At 42.5% G+C, this 21733-nt stretch carries 16 protein-coding genes and 1 pseudogene; 9 read left to right on the top strand and 8 right to left on the bottom strand.

Translation table 11 applies throughout. The features are described from left to right. Positions 1 to 46 precede the first annotated feature (46 nt). From JCM10512_RS02495 to JCM10512_RS02485, 3 genes are read right to left on the bottom strand one after another with little or no spacing between them, the layout of a single operon-like run. Entirely contained in the window at positions 47 to 1468 is a 1422-nt protein-coding gene (locus tag JCM10512_RS02495; RefSeq protein ID WP_044160139.1) for a glycoside hydrolase family 57 protein, read from the bottom strand. 13 nt (positions 1469 to 1481) lie between these two features. Further along, positions 1482 to 2756, bottom strand: a complete 1275-nt coding sequence (locus tag JCM10512_RS02490; protein ID WP_044160137.1) for a glycosyltransferase family 4 protein — start codon at positions 2754 to 2756, stop codon at positions 1482 to 1484. Positions 2757 to 2774: 18 nt separating this feature from the next. Beyond that, entirely contained in the window at positions 2775 to 4712 is a 1938-nt protein-coding gene (locus JCM10512_RS02485; protein ID WP_044160135.1) for a glycogen debranching enzyme N-terminal domain-containing protein, read from the bottom strand. 162 nt (positions 4713 to 4874) lie between these two features. Here JCM10512_RS02485 and JCM10512_RS02480 point away from each other — a divergent pair, with 162 nt between their 5' ends. From JCM10512_RS02480 to JCM10512_RS02450, 7 genes are all read left to right on the top strand, one after another. Further along, entirely contained in the window at positions 4875 to 5570 is a 696-nt protein-coding gene (locus JCM10512_RS02480; protein WP_044160290.1) for a rhomboid family intramembrane serine protease, read from the top strand. Between the two features lie 469 nt (positions 5571 to 6039). Then, positions 6040 to 9360: a SusC/RagA family TonB-linked outer membrane protein gene (locus JCM10512_RS02475; RefSeq protein WP_044160289.1), complete on the top strand. Its 3321-nt coding sequence runs from the start codon at positions 6040 to 6042 to the stop codon at positions 9358 to 9360. An 84-nt stretch (positions 9361 to 9444) separates the two neighbouring features. Further along, positions 9445 to 10905: a RagB/SusD family nutrient uptake outer membrane protein gene (locus JCM10512_RS02470; RefSeq protein WP_052517079.1), complete on the top strand. Its 1461-nt coding sequence runs from the start codon at positions 9445 to 9447 to the stop codon at positions 10903 to 10905. Positions 10906 to 10964: 59 nt separating this feature from the next. Further along, positions 10965 to 11837: a DUF4843 domain-containing protein gene (locus JCM10512_RS02465; protein WP_148298234.1), complete on the top strand. Its 873-nt coding sequence runs from the start codon at positions 10965 to 10967 to the stop codon at positions 11835 to 11837. A 32-nt stretch (positions 11838 to 11869) separates the two neighbouring features. Continuing rightward, positions 11870 to 13393, top strand: coding sequence for a PKD-like family lipoprotein (locus JCM10512_RS02460; protein WP_081741200.1), 1524 nt, complete (start codon positions 11870 to 11872; stop codon positions 13391 to 13393). 15 nt (positions 13394 to 13408) lie between these two features. Then, a complete protein-coding gene (locus tag JCM10512_RS02455; protein WP_044160129.1) occupies positions 13409 to 14224 on the top strand; it encodes a hypothetical protein in 816 nt (271 codons plus the stop codon). Next, entirely contained in the window at positions 14221 to 14610 is a 390-nt protein-coding gene (locus JCM10512_RS02450; protein ID WP_044160127.1) for a TlpA family protein disulfide reductase, read from the top strand. The genes JCM10512_RS02455 and JCM10512_RS02450 overlap by 4 nt, the downstream gene beginning before the upstream one ends. 300 nt (positions 14611 to 14910) lie before the next feature. On the opposite strand, the gene JCM10512_RS02445 is transcribed toward JCM10512_RS02450, so the two are convergent. The 3 genes from JCM10512_RS02445 to JCM10512_RS02435 all read right to left on the bottom strand — a co-directional run bounded on the left by JCM10512_RS02445 (position 14911) and on the right by JCM10512_RS02435 (position 17427). Then, entirely contained in the window at positions 14911 to 15981 is a 1071-nt protein-coding gene (locus JCM10512_RS02445; RefSeq protein ID WP_052517078.1) for a FecR family protein, read from the bottom strand. A 55-nt stretch (positions 15982 to 16036) separates the two neighbouring features. Further along, positions 16037 to 16558: an RNA polymerase sigma-70 factor gene (locus JCM10512_RS02440; protein ID WP_044160125.1), complete on the bottom strand. Its 522-nt coding sequence runs from the start codon at positions 16556 to 16558 to the stop codon at positions 16037 to 16039. A gap of 269 nt (positions 16559 to 16827) precedes the next feature. After that, on the bottom strand, positions 16828 to 17427 hold the full coding sequence (locus JCM10512_RS02435) for a MarC family protein (RefSeq protein WP_044160123.1): 600 nt from the start codon (positions 17425 to 17427) through the stop codon (positions 16828 to 16830). Between the two features lie 483 nt (positions 17428 to 17910). Between JCM10512_RS02435 and JCM10512_RS02430 the strand changes: the two genes are divergently transcribed. Next, the gene (locus tag JCM10512_RS02430; RefSeq protein ID WP_081741204.1) at positions 17911 to 18585 is read left to right on the top strand and encodes a Crp/Fnr family transcriptional regulator; all 675 of its coding nucleotides are present in this window, start codon (positions 17911 to 17913) and stop codon (positions 18583 to 18585) included. A 192-nt stretch (positions 18586 to 18777) separates the two neighbouring features. On the opposite strand, the pseudogene guaA reads toward JCM10512_RS02430, so the two are convergent. Continuing rightward, a pseudogene (gene guaA / locus JCM10512_RS02425) lies at positions 18778 to 20300 on the bottom strand (glutamine-hydrolyzing GMP synthase). Between the two features lie 206 nt (positions 20301 to 20506). Between guaA and JCM10512_RS02420 the strand changes: the two are divergent. Then, positions 20507 to 21121 carry a DUF5039 family protein gene (locus tag JCM10512_RS02420; RefSeq protein WP_158332174.1) on the top strand — a complete coding sequence of 205 codons (615 nt, stop codon included), beginning with the start codon at positions 20507 to 20509 and terminating at the stop codon, positions 21119 to 21121. A 77-nt stretch (positions 21122 to 21198) separates the two neighbouring features. Here JCM10512_RS02420 and mscL read toward each other — a convergent pair whose 3' ends face one another. Then, entirely contained in the window at positions 21199 to 21639 is a 441-nt protein-coding gene (gene mscL / locus JCM10512_RS02415; RefSeq protein WP_044160120.1) for a large-conductance mechanosensitive channel protein MscL, read from the bottom strand. Positions 21640 to 21733: the final 94 nt, after the last annotated feature.

Genomic DNA, 21733 nt, shown 5'->3' with positions numbered 1-21733 from the left:
CTTCTAAAAGATTTCCTCTCATTGCTATCGCACAGTTATTTGATATTTATACAGTGGCCTTTTTTGAACGAGGAAGTGGCTTCTTAGCCTCTTCTTTTTTCTTCTTTGATGCTACTTCTTTCTTAGCTGCAGGCTTCTTTTCGGAAGAATTTGCCGGCTTACTTGTTTTAGAATTAGCTTTCTCAGCTTTCAGTTGCCATTTACCTAGTTCTTTCTGCAATTCAGCAATCTCCTCCCCTTGATTCTTGATGGTAGTCAACAGAGAATTGAGTTCTTCATTATCCACATCGAAAGGGTAAAGTGCATCAACGCGTTTTATAAAATCACCCAAGATATTCATATAGTTCGTAAAGGCATCATACGGAGAATCATAAATACCGCGATTCAACCAGATGCCCGTATCTTTGGTCGTCATAAAACGGAAATTATTACTAGCTTGCAAATAATCCCAGTCTTGTTTAATACGCCGGTCATCGCAAAGATGAACACGTTCGGCTACACTATACAGTTTATTAAATGCCTCACGTTGCATCACGTTACCCAACCAACAGCTGGTATCTCTTTCTTCATCCACCCAAGACATCGGATAAGCAACATCAAGCGGAGATATTGATTTAAGTTTGGTTATTATCTCCGTAGGTGTAGAGAACGTAATCCCTTTTGCCTTGGCACAAGCAGGCAATGCTTTTAAGAATTCCAGGATATTGGAGGAAAGCGGTTGCGCCATACCCAATGCACTTAACTCCATAAAGAGGTTGATTACTTGTTCTTCCTGTGGAAGAGCATCAATCCAGCTTATGTATTTATCGGCAAATAGTGGATATTCTCCCCATTCAGAATTGGAGAAACGCAGACTGATATCATCCGAAAGCTTAAAATCTCTCAACAATAGCTTGAGACTTGGCGCCTGATTGCAATGATATACATAATGCGGGCTCTTCCAACCGAGAATATACTTGGCTCCTTCCGTCAGCATTCCTTTAAAGCCCATAGAGGCAACCAAGCCACCTATATCATCGGAATAAATTAAGCTGGAGTTACGAAAGACTTTCGGTTCCTTACCGAACATTTGTTTCAGCTTATCCCGCTGCCGAAGCACCTCTTCCCGAAAACAATCTTCATTAGCCAACGAAGACAATCCATGCGAGTAGGGCTCGCACAAGAACTCACAACAGCCGGTATCGTTTAACTGATGTAACAGATCGATAACAGCCGGGGCATGAATTTCAAGTTGCTCCAATGCTACCCCTGAAACAGAAAACGCGACTTTAAAAGCATTTCCTGAGCTCTTTGCCATTTCTATTAAGGTCGTAAGGGCAGGTATATAAGAGCGTTCGGCTACTTCATTAATACTTGTTTCATTGGCATAATCATCATAGTAATAATGATCCCTGCCAATATCAAAGAAACGATAACGTTTTAGATGTATTATTTGATGTATTTCAAAATAAAGACAGATAGTTCTCATAATCTATAATCTTTTATTGTTTTCCATATTTATTGATAATCTCGTCATAAATGCCACGCACTTTATAACCAACATTCTCCCACTTGATCTCGTCTACTTCCTTTTTACCTTCATCACGCAAGTATTCATACATCGCGGGATACGTACAAATGGAGTAGATAGCGTCTGCCATGGCATTAATATCCCAATAATCGGTTTTGATGCATTTATCCAAAATTTCAGCACAACCGGATTGCTTGGAAATGATAGTCGGTACACTACACTGCATTGCCTCTAACGGCGAAATTCCAAACGGCTCAGACACTGACGGCATGATATACACATCACTAGCCTTCAACACCTCATATACTTGATCTCCTTTCATAAAGCCGGGGAAATGGAAGCGATCGGCTATACCCCGCTCGGCAACCAAGCGAATCATCCGATCCATCATATCTCCACTACCAGCCATGACAAAGCGTACGTTACGAGTACGGTGCAATACCATCGCGGCAGCTTCTACAAAATACTCAGGCCCTTTTTGCATGGTAATACGCCCCAAGAAAGTAACGACCTTTTCATTCGTTTTCTTTTGAGGAACAATGTCCTGTATTTCCTGTGGCAATGGCGACACTGCATTGTGAACAGTAGAAACCTTCTTCGGGTCTTGGTAATATTTATGAATCACCGTTTGTCTGGTCAATTCACTCACACACATGATGTGATCGGCATGATCCATTCCGTTCTTCTCGATGGCATATACCGTAGGATTCACATTGCCACGGCTACGATCGAAGTCGGTAGCATGCACATGAATAACTAACGGTTTGCCCGACACCTGCTTCGCATGAAGCCCCGCCGGATAGGTTAACCAATCGTGTGAATGGATAATATCAAATTCCTGCTGCCGGGCTACAACACCCGCAACAATTGAATAGTTATTAATTTCTTCATGCAAGTTATCCGGGTAACGTCCGGAAAACTCGATGCATCCCAGATCGTTAGTAGCCAAATAATTAAAGTCCGCATAAATATGATCGCGCAAATTATAATAGAGTTGTGGGTCCATATAGTTCCCTACGCGGTCGTTAACATAGTTCCAATCCAGATCTCTCCACACTACCGGAGTACTATTCATGCCGATTATCTTCAAAAAGCTCTGATCTTCATCTCCCCAAGGTTTGGGGATACAGAAAGTGATATCCAAGTCACTTTGTTGAGACATTCCCTTTGTCAGACCATAGCTGGCAGTACCCAAGCCTCCCAGGATGTGCGGGGGGAACTCCCAACCAAACATTAAAACTTTCATCTTCGTTCCTCCTCTTTTTTAATAATATTTAGACAGTAGCTTGAGAATTCGTAGTACCTCGGCCACATTCATTGCAAACGACACGGCACCACGCCCCCTGAAGGGAGGATTACCATCAAACAACTCAGGTAATGAACCGATACAATGAATAGTTAATTCATCCTCCAGCCCGATAAGTTGTCGTTCAACAAATGATAAACCACTGATTCTATAAATGCGGAGATATGCTTCCATATAAAATCCCATTAACCATGGCCAAGCCGTACCTTGATGGTAAGCATAGTCACGTTGCTGTTGAGAGCCAACATAATTCGGATTGTAGCCGCCATTCTTCGGACTAAGCGTACGAAGTCCTTTCGGGGTCAGCAGTTCTTTGGTTACAATATCAAGCACCTGTTTTTTCTGTGTTCGGTCTAGGGGAGAATAATCGAAAGCAACGGTAAATATCATATTCGGACGAATGCTCCAATCCATCATATTTCCGTCTACATAATCAAGCAAATAACCATATTCATTGCGGAAAACTTCTACAAAAGATTTCCCGGTAAGCTCAGCTTGCGCATCTAATGCGTCGGCCAGCACAATATCTTCTTCTTCACGTACCAGATCGGCTATAAATTTCAACGCATTGTACCATAAAGCATTGATTTCAACAATATAGCCGGTTCTCGGAATCACCGGGCGCCCGTCAATCGTCGAATTCATCCACGTAATAGCTCGCTCGGCCCCATTGGCATAAAGCAAACCATTCTCATGAAGGAATAAGTTCTCATGTTTACGCTGGCGAATAAATTCAATTATTTCTTTGAGCAGATCGCCATATCGAGTACGGCATTGCTCGCGCGAGGTTTCTTTAGCATACTGCTGCAAAGCCCATACAGCCCACAACAATACATCCGGATGATCCATCTCACGGATTTTATATCCGATAGCATCTTTATTCATGAAGCTACGAATTGCCTTTTCGGCAGTATTCATAACATCTTCAAACTGATCGACCTCATCAAGGGCTAACGTTAATCCCGGCAAGGAAATGAACATATCTCTTGCCCGACACTTAAACCAAGGATAACCGGCGATGATATAATGATCATCTCCCTGTTGATAATGGAACTGGTGTGCCGAGTTCTTCAAACAGTGATAGAAACTATCCCGAGGGGTTCGGTCATTAACTTCCTGATCGAAGGCCTGCTTCAATCGATGTGTAGACGTTTCTGAAGTGCCGGCAGAGAATACGATACTCTCTCCTTTTTTAATATTCACTTCAAAGTATCCGGGTACATATAAATCCTCGTTAAAATCATACCCACGCTCTTGCTCTTTCGGGTATTCAATGCCTCGATACCAATCCGGTTGAAAATGGAACTCGTTCTTCTTGTTCAACTGCATGAAAAGTTCAGGATACCCTGGGTACATGCAAGTTTTAATTCCATTCTCGACGAGTTGATATTCACGGTTCACCTGATTATTTTCATGCGTGTACTCACGTACTCCCCGGAAAGCCAGAAAAGGACGAAAACGCAAAGTCGTTGCCGAATGCGCTTCAAGCAGGGTATAGCGAATTAATATGCGGCTCTCATGATGAACAAAGATCTTTTCTTTGCGTAAGACGACACCTCCAACGCGATAAGTTGTGGCTGGGATACGCTCACAATCAAATTCACGGATGTATTTATGTCCGTTGGGACTAAAATGGTTTCCCTGATATTTATGCAATCCCAGATTAAACTCTGCACCGTGTTGAATTACCGTTTCATCCAAAGAAGATAACATCACATGATTTTCATCGTCAAGATTGGGAATTGGAATTACCAACAGGCCGTGATATTTGCGTGTGTTACAGTCAACAATCGTTGTACAATGATAAGCCCCCGCTTTGTTTGTCCGTAAAATCTCTCTTTGAAGAGATTCTTCCAGATTTGTCATAAGGGTCTTGTCAAATCGTAAATAACTCATAGATGTGCAATTATTTAAAGGTTAATTATTGGCTAATATATCAACGTTATGATTCCCCAAATGTACAAATTAAAGCGAAAAACCAAAATAAAAAAGCCTTTTATTTTTCATTTTTATGCGAATATTCGTAGTATTGTATCAAATATGCATAGATACTACAAAATGAGGAAAGATTTTCAACGAATAGTTTTGGCATCGATGTGGCCTTTGTTTTTTATTTTTACCTTATATGTGATCAAAACACTAGAGATAGGGATGGATTGGGACTTCTCTCATGTCGGTATATACCCACGGGAAAAGAAAGGGATTATAGGTATTCTGACCAGCCCGATGATACACAGTGGTTTTAGTCATTTATTTGCCAATACTCTTCCCTTATTTTTCCTTTCATGGTGTCTCTTTAATTTTTACAGAAGTATCGCCCCGGTTATCTTTTTTATAATCTGGATAGGAGAAGGACTTTTTGTCTTTTTTATTGGCAAACCGGGATGGCATATCGGAGCCAGCGGAATCATCTATGGCCTGGCTTTCTTCTTATTTTTCAGCGGCATACTACGCAAACATGTGCCTCTCATTGCCATTTCCCTTTTAGTAACCTTTTTATATGGAAGTCTGGTATGGCGTATGATCCCCTACTTCTCTCCTTCTAATATATCTTGGGAAGGACATCTTGGAGGCGCGATCATGGGTACCCTTTGCGCTTTCGCTTTTTCCCAATACGGACCACAAAAGCCAGATCCTTTTGCTCATGAAGAGGAAGAAGAGGAGATGGAAGAATACGGAGAAGAAGAGGGGGAGAAAGCGGAAGAAACAAATACTCCGGACAACATACCCAATCAAACCGACGCCAACTCGTAAATAAGCTTTTGCCTTTCTGCCGAAGAATCGATCCAGTTCGAATGCCATAAGGCTCTTCCGCCATTTAGTTGAAGAGAATGTTTTGGATAATGCCTTTCTATCGTGTATTTCTTCCTGTGCCAGACTGTATAATCGTACTGTCACAGTTGTGCCACCGCGATGGCACAACTGTGCAAATGCGATGGCACACCCGTGCCATCACGGTGGCACGGGTAATTATAACGAGAATTATGTACTCTTCTGTTTAAGTATGCAAAAAGAGCTCTTCTTATCCAAAAAAAGGTATATACACGGGGCATATCACATCGACAGGCTGAAGCCAAATAACATATTAAATAAGCACTAATAAATAAGGTTTAGTTATCTTTTTGAGAAAATATTCCGCGAACAAGTGCCCGATCTGTTCCCGTTTACGTACTATTTATGTTTTTTTGTTATCAACTAACACATCGTACTTATGGAGCAATTAATGGCAAGGTTTAAACACAAGAAGAGAGACGGACTACTAAAATATGCCGCCCTGTTTATGTTGTTGTGTATTCCTTTTTTGGAAGTGGGAGCACAAGAAAAGAAAGTCACATTGGAGTGTGTAAATGAAAAGCTGACGGACGCTTTAAAAAAGGTAGAGAAGCAGTCGGGCTATAAGATTATCTTCAGTTACAATGAACTCCAAACAATTAAGGTAAGCGCTTCTATACGCAATGCCACGGCAGTAGAAGCTGTACGAAGATTGATCGAAGGTAAGCAACTTAACTACTCGGTAGACAGACAGTACATCCATATCTTTCAAAACAAAGAAAACGCCAAACGAAGAGAGGCAAACATCACGGGGCAGGTTGTGGATGAAAACAATGATCCACTTCCCGGAGTCAACGTGCGTGTGAAAGGCGTACAAAATCTGGGAGCACTGACTGATATGGACGGGCAGTTTTCTATTCCTAGCGGGAAAGATCAAACAACTGCTTTGACTTTCTCCTTCATAGGGAAAGAGACAGTTGAAATGCAAGCGACGGCCGGCAGGAACCTGACAGTTCGAATGAGTGAAACGGTGAAATCAGTAGATGAGGTGGTTGTAACCGGTATTTTCACACGCAAGAAAGAGAGTTTTACCGGCTCTTCCACTACTTTCTCAGAAAAGGAGTTGAAGATGGTTGGCAACGGGAATATTCTGGAAAGCCTAAAAACGCTGGATCCTTCCTTTGCCATCATCGAAAACACCACGATGGGATCGAACCCGAACCAGGCCTTAAACATTGAGATCCGAGGTAAAACCAGCGTTATCGGCTTGAGTGAAGAATATGGCACAGACCCCAATCAGCCGCTCTTCATCTTGGATGGCTTCGAATCGTCACTAGCTACTATCAGTGACCTCAGCATGGACCGCATCCAGAACATAACGGTTCTAAAAGACGCGGCCGCTACGGCAATTTATGGTTCAAAGGCTGCCAATGGTGTGGTAGTAGTTGAAACAAAAGCTCCTAAAGCCGGAGAACTCAGGATAAACTACAACGGCAATTTGAATCTTACATTCGCCGACTTATCAGACTATAACCTGATGAATGCAGAAGAGAAAATCCAATTTGAATTACTCTCGGGAGTATATGGCAGTTTAAATAGCGCGGACGGACACATCGGTAGCTTACAGCAGGAACAGCTATACAACAGTCGGTTGGCAGAGATCCGCAGGGGAGTCGACACCTATTGGATGAATGAACCACTCCGCTTTGCTGTCTCTCATCGCCATAATGTATTTTTGGAAGGAGGAGATAAGACCTTGCGCTACGGTGTTGGAGTTAACTACGGGAAAACAGAAGGCGTTATGAAAGGGTCCGACCGCGACCTCATCAATGGAAATGTTCGGCTTATCTATCGCAAAGGACGTATGGCCTTTACCAACAATCTGAACATTAATTATACGAAAGCGGCACACGAAAGTGTACCTTTCTCCCGGTTCGCTCAAACAAACCCTTTCTTTCGCAAAACGGATGAGAACGGAGATCCCATTAAGGTGCTTGAATCATTTTCTTACTTGGACATAAACACCTTTGCCGTAAAGTATATCAATGTATATAGTCCATTTTATGATTTGAGCAATAACAACTTCAATACAACCGCGGAGTATGGTTTCACCAATAACTTTGAAGCGGATTGGAGAGCGATTGACGAACTTCGTATTCGAGCTAAAATAGGTTTGACTAAAGCCAATGAGCAGCTTAAAAAGTTTTCTTCGCCTTACAACGTGGAGTACATAGGTAAGGAAGACGATGAGAAAGGCCTCTACACCGAATCGAATAAGAATACGTGGAACTATGACTTGGATCTTAGCGCAACCTATGGCAAATTGCTTGGTAAATTCCATCAGGTAAACGCTGTGGCGGGTATACGCTTGGCTCAGACTTCGTATAACCTGGGGCAATACGCCATGCAGGGTTTCATCGACGACGAGTTCAGCAATCCACTGTTTGCGCAGGATTATGACATCAGCCAACGGGTTTATCAAGAGATCAAACGCCGCACGGCCAGTTATTATCTCAATGCCAGTTATTCATTTGATAACCGCTATTTGCTCGATGTCAGCTGGCGTGCGGATGGTGCTTCCGTATTTGGAGTCAACAAACTGTTCACCAATACGTGGTCGGTTGGTTTGGGATGGAATCTTCACAATGAAGCGTTCATGAAGAATCTCAAATGGATCGACATCTTAAAGATCAGAGGCTCTATCGGTAACCCGGGAAACCAGAATTTCAACGACTATATTTCGATGAAGATTTATGAGTATAACAATCATCACATCAATCCATGGGGAGTAAGTACCATTATCAAGACTTTCGGTAATTCCGACCTCAAATGGCAAAAGACGCTGGATCGTAACATTGGTTTCGACTTAGTCGTGTTGGACAACCGCCTACGGTTTAACGTCGACTACTTTTCCAAAAAGACCGATCCTCTATTGGTGTACATGAACTTGCCACCCTCTACCGGATCGACTTCCATTCCAACCAATGTGGGCGGACAGTTGACCACCGGCTATACCCTTGTAGCCAACTATCAGATCTTCAAGAAAAGAGAGTTAATGTGGTCGGTGAATACCACACTACGCCATCTCCACTCCGAATACCGGAATGTAAGCCAGTACCTCTCTCAGTTCAACGAATTGAATAGATCGAAGAATCTGATACGTTATTATGACGGGGGTAGCCCTTCTGACTTATGGGCTGTACGTTCTGCCGGAATTGATGCGGCAACCGGACGTGAAATATTCATCCGGAAAGATGGAACGCAGACGTTCACCCATAGCTACGATGATGAAGTTGTGGTAGGTAATACAGAACCGGATGTAGAAGGTATCATCGGAACTTCTTTCTATTACAAGGGTTTCTCGGCCTCAGTCAATTTGCGTTATCGGGTAGGTGGACAGATATTTATGAGCGCGCTATACAATAAGGTGGAAAACATCTCGGTAGAGTCGGCTCACTACAACCAAGACAAACGAGCACTGTATGATCGTTGGAAACAACCGGGTGATATTGCCAAGTTTAAAGCAATCTCCACGTCAAGTTCCACACCGATATCTTCTCGCTTTGTATCCGACAATAATATTCTGTCCGGTGAAAGTGTCTCCATTGGTTACGAGACTCAAGCTTCATGGCTGCAAAGAATAGGAGCCTCATCCATAACCGTACGTGCGTATATGAACGATTTCTTCCGGGTTTCAACCGTTAAAGAGGAACGTGGTATCGACTATCCGTTCGCTCGCTCGGTATCCATGTCTTTAGGGCTAAGATTCTAAACACATCGGAATTCATTCTATACAATTGATCTATTTTTAGTTTAACAGGCTCCTTTCAAACAGGAGCACAATTCTAATTAATGTATGAAAAAAGAGAAATCGATCTTAAAATATGCATTGGCAATCATCCTCTTCTCACTTAGTTCATGCGAGTCATGGATTAACGTAACTCCCACAGACCGTCTTTCGGAAGAGATGTTATTCGATAGTAAAGAGGGATTTGTCAAAGCCTTAAACGGCATATATATTGAATTGAACACGTCCCAACTGTATGGACAGAACCTGTCAGTGGGAGCGGTAGACATTATGGGCCAGTATTATACGTACAACGGTTCGTCTACACACCGTTTTTATAAGATTGCCATATTGGACTATTCGGACTCAAGCGAGAAAGCTCTCTTCGATGCAATGTGGAAGAAGTGCTATAACGTAATAGCGAACTGCAATACGATTATAGAAAAATGCGAGGCTCCCGAATCTCCCCTTACCGAACCGTATGCAAGCATGATTAAGGGAGAAGCAATTGCTTTGAGGGCGATGCTTCATTTCGATATGCTACGTCTTTTCGGGCCGTTGACATCGGAGCTCGATAAAGCGGGAATCCCCTATCAGACAAGTTCTAAACAGGAAGTAACTCCACTCCTATCCGGCACCAAAGTCATGGAACGGATAACTGCTGACTTAAAGGTAGCTGTCGATCTGCTGGCTACTTCCGACCCGTATCTGGCAGAAGATAAAAGCTTGTACAGCGAGGTCGATGTAAACAACCGGCAATATCGACTGAATTACTTTGCGGCAAAAGCTCTCTTGGCTCGTGTCTATCTATGGGAAGGCAATAAACCCAAAGCCTATCAAACAGCCAATGAGGTTATTGATGAAGCACAAAAAGGGGCGAAAGTTATCTTTCCCTTCGTCACGAACTCGGCCGCAACAAGTACTTCGGCTCCGGATCGTGTATTCTCCAGTGAAGTTCTCTTCGCCGCTTATAATTCGTTGCGCGAGAAAGATATCCAAAGCGAACTGTTTATTCCGACTCTGGAACCGAATTACCGTTTCACCTTTGCCGGTTCGCTGAACAGTGGGCGAGTAGACGAACTCTATGATGATAAGAATGACTATCGCTACAAGATTTGGGCTACTTACAACAATAATGGCAGTGAAGTTCTATATCACCGTAAGTTCGAGAATGTGAACTCCAGTTCAACACTCAACTACATGGTTCCCATGATTCGCCTGAGCGAGATGTATCTGATTGCAGCCGAGTGTGCGAATACCATTGAAGACGCCTCTTCGTATTTCAATCAGTTAAGAAATGCACGCAATTGCATTAGCCTCAAGCTGACGGAAGACGGACTGATCAACGCTCTTGCCGCCGAATATCGAAAAGAGATGTTAGGCGAAGGACAGATCTTCTTTTTCTATAAACGACAGCGAATGGTGAACATTCCCAACGGCGATAAAGCGTCCGGTACAATGAATGTGGATTTAGCCAAATACGTCATCCCGTTGCCGGACAGTGAAACAAGTGAAAGAACCAATGAGTGATAAAGACAAACGAATGTATAACGCTCCTTTTTAGCAAGAAGCACAACTATTATTTAGATATGAAGAGATTAAGACACTGGATTCTGATACTCCCCATGCTGTTATTAGCTGGATGCGAGAAAGATTTGATGGATTATGAAGGATTGGAAGGAGTTTATTTTGCCGTTCAGTGGGGCAGCTCCTGGGGAGGTGAAAAGTCCTGGCCATACCAACCTTACACAGAGGTAAACTTTATGGCCGTAAGTGGAGACGAAGCTGATATTGCATTAAAAGTCATGGTAACCGGACCGATTAAAGACTACGACCGTATATTTAAAGTAACGGTTAACCCGGATAGTACGACGGCCGTTATCGGCGTTGACTATAAATCCATATCCGAAGAGTGTGTAGTTAAAGCAGGTGAATATGTAAGTTCGGTAACCGCCCGGCTTATTCGCACCGAAGCTTTGCAAAACCACACCCTTACGCTAGGGCTGAAACTCATTCCTACAAATCAATTGGCTGTGTCGTTTCCGGAATGGGATGCCGTGGAAGGGTATACTACCGGAACTGTTTATGAGCATTTTGACGCATCTCAACACACCATCCGCTTTACTGATATGATGACTCGGCCACTACAATGGGTAGGAACGGACGTATCACCCTACAATGGAGGGTATGAGTCCGGTAGCTGGGGTGCATTCTCCCGCAAGAAGCTGTTAATGATTTGCGATCGGTTCGACGTGACCTACAACGATTTCTTAAGTAAAGAAACCATGCCATCGGCTTTGCAGACATTGATCTATAAAACGATGGCGGCCATGCTAATCGAACGCTACAACGCCAAGAATCCTGTTTTGGAAGACGACGGACGCTTAATGTGGTTTAGCGGTTGTCCGTGGATGTCGAAGGTCGGAGTCCCCTGGATACCCGATGCAGGTTATTACAACTAATGCTATTAATCAAAGGATAAAGTAAAAAAGTTATGAAAAGAATTATATACACTGTGTTGGCAGCCATAATCATAACCTCCTGTTACGATGACAAGGGTTCGTATGATTATCACGACATCAATGAAGTAACGATTGATGGGCTGGCGGCAAAATATCAGGTGATGACCGGCGTGTCCACACTCAAAATAGAGCCCAAGATTACAACGACACTAGGCGACGAGAGCAACCTGGAATATGAATGGAGGGCCGTTGTTGGTTATACATCATCCGAGTTGATCGGCACCGAACGAAACCTGGAGTTCCCCGTCACCCTCGCCCCTACTAGCTATACACTCTACCTTCGGGTTATAGATAAAACGACCGGAGTGACAGCTGTAAAAACGGCTGCTTTGGAAGTGGGTACACCCTATACCAAAGGGCTTATGATGATCGGGCAAGATGGACTCGGAAAGACAAAAGTGCAAATGCTTTCCATCAGTACAGATACCATCCTGATCAAGGATGTACTGGGAAATACCGATGTGCCTAATTTATCCGAAGGGGTAGACATCATACACACCGGAAAAGGCAGTTATTCCAAACTGTGGCTAATAACTAAAGACGAGGTTTATGCACTCGACATGACAACCATGAAGCTCGATCCGACTAAAACGTTTCAGAAAGCACTGTTTCTAGCTAACGAGTACAACCTCAACTTTGTGCCCGTAGACTTTGCTCCGCGCATTAAAGATCAGGCAGGTAACCCCTCATCAGCTTACTATAGCGCTACGATTTGCAGTAACGGTTATGTATTCAACAGCTCGACTCTGCTTATGGGAGGAGCTTATTTCACCGATCCGGTCAATCGACTGGAAAAAGAACCGAATGTATGGTTTAAAGCCAATCCTTGCATGATGTATTCGTTGACTAATTGGGGAGGCTTTGTGTATTACGACGAGACAAATGAACGTTTCCTGAAGGTCGCTTCTTTTACAGACTACTCCACGCTGCTTACAGATTCCGGCACTGACCCTTTCCCTTGGAATCAGCAAAGTGTGGGACGCACATTTGTGTATGGAGAAAACACACTCAACACAGATGGTGGATCGACTTATGGAAACTCCTTTGCAATTATGAAGAATAAGAGCGATCAGACGCATTACATCTATAAATTCTACTCCACATCGACAGCCATAAAACGTGATTTCCTTACCATTAGCGCAATTGCAACGGATTTCAACAAGGCTAGTTTCTATGCTTTCTCATCGCGACGTACAATTATCTACTATGCGGTTGGTTCTAAACTATACGCCTATGATTATAACAAAGGATATGAGAAGATTTATCTGCTGGAGGATTATGGAGATGCCCAAATCACCATGCTCAAATGTGACACGCAAATAGAACCGTCAACCAATCCTATTTATGTCGCCACCTACAGCTCAGCAAACGGAGGTACACTCCAGAAGTATAAACAAGGCACTAATCCGGATGTTGTAACCATCACAGCCGATCCGGCATCTCACTGGACGGATCTAATCAAAATCAAAAAAATCAGTTGGCGAGCAACTAACTAAAAAACAAATAAGTATATGAATATAATCAAAGCAACCATCTTCGGTGCAGGGTTACTGCTTGCAGGCGCAAGTGCAGCCCAAACCGATGTAAAGTTATCAGGTTCGATGAAGGCTTTTCGCGTCCCTCAGAAAGAGATGACTTTTGTCGACATTTCAACAGAAGTATTTCCTCAGAAAGCATCTCTGCTTGTGGCAGACGCTGACGGCATGTATAACATTAAACTAGCTGTCAAACAAGGCAGGTACTATGACGTGGGACATACCTTACTTTATATTTCTCCCGGTGATGAGATGAAAGTCGACTTCGGAATGCTTCCACACGGCACGACCTTCGCCGGAAGCAAAGCGGAATTGAATCAATACCTGAATAAAAAGACCGGGTTGGACGGTTGGTCGATCTTCGGACTGAAGAAGGTTGATACTTTCGATAACTGCAAAGTAAAGGTGGATAGCGCGATCAATGAACGGCAAAAAGAATTAGTGAAGCTGAAAGCCGACTCCTATTTTCTCGACATGGAAACAACCCGGCTGAAAGCAATCCGAGCTAGCCTATACTTAAACTTCTTCCAAACGGGACAATTGGCCGAATATAAAGACCCGCAAGAGCTTAAACTGGAGAAAAAGAAACGTTTTTATCAATCGGTTACCTCAGTAATCGAACCTTTATTGAAAGAGTTGACCGCCTCCGACCGTTATCTGGATCTGTCTGAGGTACGGCAGCTTTTAACCGAATGTAATACGACCAACGTATTCCGGTTTCCCAAATCGAAAACGTTTTTGGAGCTAACTGCTACTTGCGAAAAACGAGACGCACTAGATTCCAGAGGTTGAATCAGACGGAATACGAGCAGATGGAAGCCTTTGCCAAAAGCATACAGAATGCTTCCATCAAACAAGCCTTCACAGACAAACTTCAACGGAAAGCCAAACTGGTGGCGGGAAAGCCTGCCATAGATATTGAGATGGAGAACATTGCCGGAAAGAAGATCAAACTCAGTGACCTCAAAGGCAAACCGCTCTTTATCGACTTTTGGGCTACCTGGTGTATGCCTTGCCTGGCGCAAATACCTCATTTTGAAAAATTAAGCGAAGAGTATCCGGGTATACAGTTTATCGGTATCTCGATCGATGTGGATGTTGCCCGTTGCGCGCCAAACTCGAAAAATCCGAGACTCCCGAACACATCAAAGAGTATCGCACCGACCCATTTGCTGTAGGAGATGCTTGGGACATACACTCCATTCCACGCTTCATTCTAATTGACTCGGATTTCAATATCGTATCGGGTACAGCCGCACGGCCTTCAGATACGGAGAATGTAAAAAGACTCCTCGACAAAGTAGTAAACTCCGGCAAATAATCAGTCAGAAGGGATAATAAGAAAGGAGCTGTTCAAGAATGAGCAGCTCCTTTTCTTACTATCTTGCTAGGCGCAGTGTATGTAAACCAGTTGGTGCCCCTAGTATCAGGTGAGAAATTCGCTCGGCTCCGGGACTTCTCCTCCCGATCGATCCAATTCAGCGAATAACAATTCGATTTCCGTCCAAAGTCACATAGAATATCTTAAGCGCATTCAGGTTGCGAATGGCATACATCACATCTTCCGTACGATTAGCGGCAAAGTGCATTTTATAATCCAGTATCTTATCGTTTTCAAATATGATGTCGACGTTATACCAACGCCCTAACTCTTGCATAATCTCCACCAACGATACATTATCAAAATAAAAGTATCCCTTTTGCCACTCCAGATACGGATAAATATCGACGGCCTGCTTTGAGAGTCCTCCCTCTTCGGATAGTGTGGCCTGCTCTTCCGGTTGCAAGGTTAATGTGCCTGTCTTCTCATTAGTCACTTTGACCTTGCCCTCAAATAAGGTAACATGCGCATCGACCTTTGAGTAGGAACGAACATTGAACTTGGTTCCAAGTACCGCTGTCTCAAAATAATCAGTTTTCACAATAAAGGGATGTTCTTTATCAGGCGCCACATCGAAATAAGCTTCTCCCTTGAGATGGACAATGCGCTGATCTTTCACAAAAATATCAGGAAAAGTCAGTTGACTGGCAGCATTTAGCAGGACGGTCGTTCCATCGGACAAGATCACCGTATAGTCTTGTCCGCAAGGCGTGGTCAATGTCTGCAACTGCTCTTTAAGGGGTTGTGTGCCATGCTTGGCGCGTAAATCGAGTGTTTGCCGCGTGGCCACAATACCTTGCGCAAACAACTGATGATTCGGCGTTTCTTCTTTAATCACATAAGTGATATCTCCAAAGTTTAATTTAGGATCTTTAGCTGTCTGGTCGGCAACAAATACTTGTACCTGCACCACGGGAGGGTGATAAAGGAATACTCCTAGAAACAATCCCAAGAATATAACAGCAGCTATGGAGGCAACAATAGACCATCGCCTCAGCCTCAATATTTTCTTCGTATTATACTGGTTAACCTGGTGGCGATTCCGACTTTCCCGAAATCGTTTCCGTTCCTCTTCCACATCAGGGAGGGGAACTTTTTCCATGGCCATCGCCCGCTTACAGTCCAAAATCAGACGGGCGTCTTCTTTATTCTCCAAATGTTCTATCATATAACTATGACTTATTATATATAATACGGGCTTGGCTCCTTTTAGGTACCCGTTTTTACGATTTAATAACAGATAATCGCTCGCGCAAGATGGCAAATGCCTTCATTATATGTTTTTTCACGGCACTGGAAGTTATATCTAAGATATCGGCCACCTCTTGATATTTCTTATTGTTGAAGTAGCACTGCTCCAGTACAAAACGGGTGCGCGGCGGCAGTTCGGCGATAATTTGCTTCACGGCAAAGAACCGTTCTTCCATCTCTTCAGGTGTCATGCCTTCTTCTTCCTCGGCTACCTCTCGAAAGTATTCCGCATATTGCCGTGCTGCCTGATCGTGTCGCAGATAGTCGATGCATTTATTGCGTACGCATGAGTATAGATAACTTCCCACAGTTGCCGATTCCAGACGGGCCATATTCTCCCAGGCTTGTCCGAAAACATCCGAAACAAGATCTCGGCATACTTCCGAGTCTTCTATAAAACCATAAGCATAATAAAAGAGCCTCGAATAGTACTTCCTATATATCTGGTCAAACTCATCTTCCGTTATTTTCGGGCTCGGGGTACGTTTTTTCATATCGCAATCATTTCCTGATCATTTTTTCTTCATTCTTTTTCCGCTAATATACATAGTCTCCGGGAAATGACTGGTCTGTGTATAGATCCGAATACGGACAACAGGGGATCTCGTTCTGTAATGTATTCGGATTCTGTTCTAAGTTTGTATCTCTTTTCCTCGGATAATAATAGCTTACCACCTCAGTGAGAAGCTGATACAGAATGCTCAAAAGTACAAAAAACAATGGAATGCGGGCAAGAAAACACGAGCTTATTTATAGGGTGTTTCTATTTTTGTTGCAAGGCTTCTATCAACTGAGTTATATTAGCCGTGAACAGTCGGACGGAGATAGCCAGCAGAATGATACCGAAGAACTTACGGATGATATAAATTCCACCTTTACCGAAAAAGCGTTCAACTCGCCCGGTCATACTAACTACAAAATAAACCCAGATCATATTAAGCAGTAATGCGATCAGAATATTAATTTCAGCATACTCTGCACGTAGAGAAAGTAAGGTCGTGAAAGCACCGGCACCAGCCAGCAAGGGAAAGACCAACGGAACTAACGTTGCTTCTTTGATGGGACCTTGATTCTTAAAGATTTCAACATCCAGAATCATTTCCAAAGACATGAGGAAGATAACAAATGCACCGGCTATTGCAAAAGATTCGATATCTACATGAAACAGTTTCAACATCATATCGCCTGCATAGAAGAACCCTATCAGCAATGCAAAAGAGATAAGCGTAGCTTTCAGCGCATTGACACTTTTACCTTTTTCCTTAAGGTTAATAATGATAGGTATAGAACCGATAATATCAATTACCGCAAAAAGTACGATAAACGCGCTAATCAACTGCTGCCAATTAAAACCTGCAAACATAGTTCCCTCCTTTTTTATACAAAGATAGAAAAAAAAACTAAAAATGGAATAACAAATCGATCCCTTTGAACGAATACTTCACAGTCTCATCGTTAACTCTTTATACCTGACTGAAACAGAAAGACAAGCAGCCTTTTCTTGATAATCATGATAGCCACATCTATAAAGTCGATTACCAGAGCTATCTCTTACAAAGAGATCCCATAAAAACCGAACAAATGAGTTTCTTATTCCAGCATAGTTAAAAATCAAAAGTTTTTTGAAAAGTGTTCTATTTTTCCTATCTTTACAAAGCGTTAGCCGATTTTCATCGCCGCAAACACGCCCCCCATACAGATACAAAACCTTTTAGGTCTATACAAAGATTGTCTATTTTATTGCTCCAAACAATAAAAAAATAAAAAGAAAGCCACATTATTAGCACTAAAAAAGGATTATGAGTAAATTTGTAAGGAATAAAATGATCTGATTGAGATGCAGCATATGGAAACAATGTTCGATACTTTACTTCAATTGCCTTTATTTCAGGGACTATGCCACGAGGACTTTACCAGTATCTTGGAAAAAGTAAAACTTCACTTTGTTAAACACAGGGTGGGTGAAACGATTCAAGGAAGTGGCAGCCCTTGTACCAAACTCTGCTTTCTGTTGAAAGGAGAGATATCTGCCGTCACAACTTACAAAGACCTATATACATTTATAGAGCAAATACAAGCTCCTCATCTAATCGAACCTCAATCGTTGTTCGGACTTAACACGGTTTACGCCTCTTCGTACGTAGCAGAGACCAAAGCGCATACAGTGAGTATAAATAAAGAATTCGTATTGAATGATCTGTTCAACTACGAGATATTTAGGCTCAACTATATGAATATCGTTAGCAGTCGGGCGCAAAATTTATATGCTCGCCTGTGGAACGAACCCACCAACAGTCTTGAAGAAAAGATTATCCGTTTTATATTGATGCATGTGGAAAAACCTCAAGGAGAGAAGCTTCTGAAAGTCAAAATGGATGACTTGGCTCGCTGTATAGATAATACTCGGCTCAATACATCCAGAGCCTTAAACAGGATGCAGGAAGAGGGATTGTTAACACTCCACAGAAAAGAAATTGCAATTCCGGACGGACAGCTTTTGCTTAATTATCTACCTCAATAACCCGAGAGCCACCCCTCTCTTATTTCTTTTGATATATCCGGGACACTACCATAATAAGTAATTATTGTGATAGGTGGTGATAGATTATGTTGCAAAATAACCTCTATGAGAGAGATAAGATATCCATTCAAAAAAAACAGCCCCAACTTATAGAAAGTCAGGGCTATTGATAGTTCGTTTAAAAAGTAAGAGTTATTCCCACTCGATTGTTGCAGGCGGTTTGGAACTAATGTCATAGGTTACACGGTTTACCCCTTTCACCTTATTTATAATATCGTTCGAAATCTTACCCATAAAGTCGTAAGGCAGATGAGCCAATCGGCAGTCATCGCATCCGTAGAAGTAACAGCACGCAACGCAACTGCTCTTTCATAGGTACGTTCATCTCCCATCACGCCAACTGATTGCACAGGAAGCAAGATAACTCCTGCCTGCCATACTTGATCATACAAGCCCCAGTCGCGCAAACCTTGAATAAAAACATCATCCGCGTCTTGCAAAATACTTACCTTCTCCGGAGTAATATCACCCAAGATACGTACTGCTAAACCCGGACCCGGGAAAGGATGGCGTCCGATCAAATGTTCCGGCATACCTAGTTGCCGACCTACACGACGAACTTCATCTTTAAACAACAGTCTTAATGGTTCGCAGAGTTTCAAATGCATTTTCTCAGGCAAGCCTCCTACATTATGATGGCTCTTAATAACCGTACCTGTGATAGACAATGACTCGATGCAATCCGGATAAATCGTTCCTTGTGCAAGCCATTTTACATCTTTTATTTTATGAGCTTCCTCATCGAATACATCAATGAAGCCCTTACCTATAATCTTACGTTTGTGCTCGGGATCGGTTACTCCTGCCAGTTCAGCAAAAAACTTTTTGCTGGCATCTACACCTATCACGTTCAAACCCAAGCAGTCATAATCAATCAGTACATTCTTAAACTCATTCTTACGAAGCATACCGTGATCGACAAAGATACAAGTCAGATTTTTACCGATTGCTCTATTCAATAGCACAGCAGCTACCGAAGAGTCTACACCGCCACTTAAAGCCAATACGACTTTATCATCACCGAGCTGCTTTTTCAACTCAACAACTGTGCTCTCGATGAAACTAGCCGGTGACCAGTCTTGCTTACATCCGCAAACATCTACCACAAAGTTCTTCAATATCTGCGTTCCGTCTTCAGTATGGAAAACCTCCGGATGGAATTGTACTCCCCAGATAGATTCTCCTTCTACTTGGTAAGCGGCAATCTCTACCTTATCGGTAGAAGCAATCACTTTGAAGTTGTCGGGTATGGCGGTAATTGTGTCTCCGTGACTCATCCACACTTGACTGTTATCACGCACTCCTTTGAACAGTTCATTGTCTTTGCAGAAAGAAGCCAAATGGGCACGTCCATATTCACGTGTTCCGGCGGGTTCAACTTTTCCTCCGTTGCTATACGACATAAACTGTGCTCCATAGCAAATCCCTAAAATAGGATATTTACCACGAATCTCACTCAAATCAATTTTAAAGGCATTCTCATCATAAACTGAGAACGGACTTCCGGAGAGGATAACTCCTTTAATAGTCGTGTCTTCTTTGGGAAATTTGTTATAAGGAACAATTTCACAATACGTATCCAATTCGCGAACACGGCGACCGATCAACTGCGTAGTCTGCGAACCGAAATCAAGAATTACTATCTTTTCCTGCATATCAATGTATGGATTTTAAATAAATGATTTGCAAAAATAAGAAAAAGAAAGCAATCTGCTTGAATAATCTTCGGAAAAAACTATATTTGTAGAATTAAATAACCAACAAATCGACTGTACCATTTATGAAGACGACCAAATTATTCTTTTTACTAAGCATTTGCTTCCTAAGTTCCAGCACCGTATTCAAAGCATCCGCACAAACATTGGAACAACTTGATAACTCCCTACAGGAGATTAACAAAGACTTACAACAAAAACAATTATCCCATAGCTGGCTATTGATGGAAGACTACTTAGATTTCTGCGAGCGTTCGGGGAAAACAATCAGCATCAAAAGCGAAGACTATCTCAAAGTATTAACCTACGAAAGGAAGCCCAAAGAGCTTAAGCCACAAGAAAATGCTTACTTGAAGGCAAAGGAAATATTAGAGAAGCACATGAGACAATACCCAGACTATGCAAAAGCTGATGAACAACGCAGAATAGCTAGGTCCGAAATAGAACGCAAAAATGCAAGCGCTGCTTTAAGCACCGTCTATTCACGACTCTGGAATGATGACAAGAAATATCAAAAACTACGCAACAACGAACAAATTGCCTTACGAGCCTACCGCATTGCTACAGTACGTTATATGCTCAAAGAGCACGAAGAAGCCCAACGCGTAATGCCTTCCGGTATTATTGGCTACGCAGACAAGAAAACCTTACAGGAGAACAATGTAGAGCTTCGCAAACTATCCCTTGAAATCAGCTTGCTACAACAACTGCAAAACGAAACATTACGTAAGTATCAAAGAATAAAATACCAACTTAAATAAGCTGATAAGATCTTCGCATAAAGCAAGTGGAAGGGACTCTGAGTATTACTTCGGAATCCCCTCTTCTAAACTAGTGCTTAAGCTTTCTTTTCCTTCAGCAAATCACGTATTTCCGACAGTAAGACTTCTTCTTTAGTCGGAGCGGGAGGTGCGGCAGGTGCGGCAGGTTCTTCTTCTTTCTTCTTCGTTGTCAGCTTCATCAACAAGCGGATAAACATAAAAATAGAGAATGCGATAATCAGGAAATCAAATGTCGCCTGCAAAAAATGACCGTAGTTCAAGCTAACGGCTGCGATCTCTTTTCCGTCTATCATTTCAGCAGGTTTCATCACCCATTTCAAATCCGTGAAATTCACTCCACCTATCAATAAACCTAGGGGCGGCATAATCACATCGGCAACAACCGAAGACACAATCTTTCCGAAAGCTCCACCGATAATTACACCGACTGCCATATCTACCACATTCCCCTTCATCGCAAAGGCCCTAAAGTCTTGCAGAATTGTACTCTTTCCCATCTTTTTTTATATTTAATATTAATTTAATGTGCGAATATAAAAACATTTTCGTACTTTTGCACCGCATTTGGGAAGAAAATGCAAGTTCAGAAAT

Origin of the sequence: Bacteroides reticulotermitis JCM 10512 (assembly GCF_000517545.1) — a bacterium.
Lineage (GTDB): Bacteria > Bacteroidota > Bacteroidia > Bacteroidales > Bacteroidaceae > Bacteroides > Bacteroides reticulotermitis.
Note: the sequence above shows the minus strand (reverse complement) of the source record. Positions and strands in the feature narration are given on the sequence as shown.

Excerpts from the sequence above, each read along its gene's own strand:
- JCM10512_RS02475 (WP_044160289.1), top strand. The coding sequence starts at position 6,040 with ATGGCAAGGTTTAAACACAAGAAGAGAGACGGACTACTAAAATATGCC.
- JCM10512_RS02445 (WP_052517078.1), bottom strand. The coding sequence starts at position 15,981 with ATGATAGAACATTTGGAGAATAAAGAAGACGCCCGTCTGATTTTGGAC.
- JCM10512_RS02460 (WP_081741200.1), top strand. The coding sequence starts at position 11,870 with ATGAAAAGAATTATATACACTGTGTTGGCAGCCATAATCATAACCTCC.
- JCM10512_RS02465 (WP_148298234.1), top strand. The coding sequence starts at position 10,965 with ATGAAGAGATTAAGACACTGGATTCTGATACTCCCCATGCTGTTATTA.
- JCM10512_RS02430 (WP_081741204.1), top strand. The coding sequence starts at position 17,911 with ATGGAAACAATGTTCGATACTTTACTTCAATTGCCTTTATTTCAGGGA.
- JCM10512_RS02480 (WP_044160290.1), top strand. The coding sequence starts at position 4,875 with ATGAGGAAAGATTTTCAACGAATAGTTTTGGCATCGATGTGGCCTTTG.
- JCM10512_RS02435 (WP_044160123.1), bottom strand. The coding sequence starts at position 17,427 with ATGTTTGCAGGTTTTAATTGGCAGCAGTTGATTAGCGCGTTTATCGTA.
- JCM10512_RS02455 (WP_044160129.1), top strand. The coding sequence starts at position 13,409 with ATGAATATAATCAAAGCAACCATCTTCGGTGCAGGGTTACTGCTTGCA.
- mscL (WP_044160120.1), bottom strand. The coding sequence starts at position 21,639 with ATGGGAAAGAGTACAATTCTGCAAGACTTTAGGGCCTTTGCGATGAAG.
- JCM10512_RS02490 (WP_044160137.1), bottom strand. The coding sequence starts at position 2,756 with ATGAAAGTTTTAATGTTTGGTTGGGAGTTCCCCCCGCACATCCTGGGA.
- JCM10512_RS02495 (WP_044160139.1), bottom strand. The coding sequence starts at position 1,468 with ATGAGAACTATCTGTCTTTATTTTGAAATACATCAAATAATACATCTA.
- JCM10512_RS02470 (WP_052517079.1), top strand. The coding sequence starts at position 9,445 with ATGAAAAAAGAGAAATCGATCTTAAAATATGCATTGGCAATCATCCTC.
- JCM10512_RS02485 (WP_044160135.1), bottom strand. The coding sequence starts at position 4,712 with ATGAGTTATTTACGATTTGACAAGACCCTTATGACAAATCTGGAAGAA.
- JCM10512_RS02440 (WP_044160125.1), bottom strand. The coding sequence starts at position 16,558 with ATGAAAAAACGTACCCCGAGCCCGAAAATAACGGAAGATGAGTTTGAC.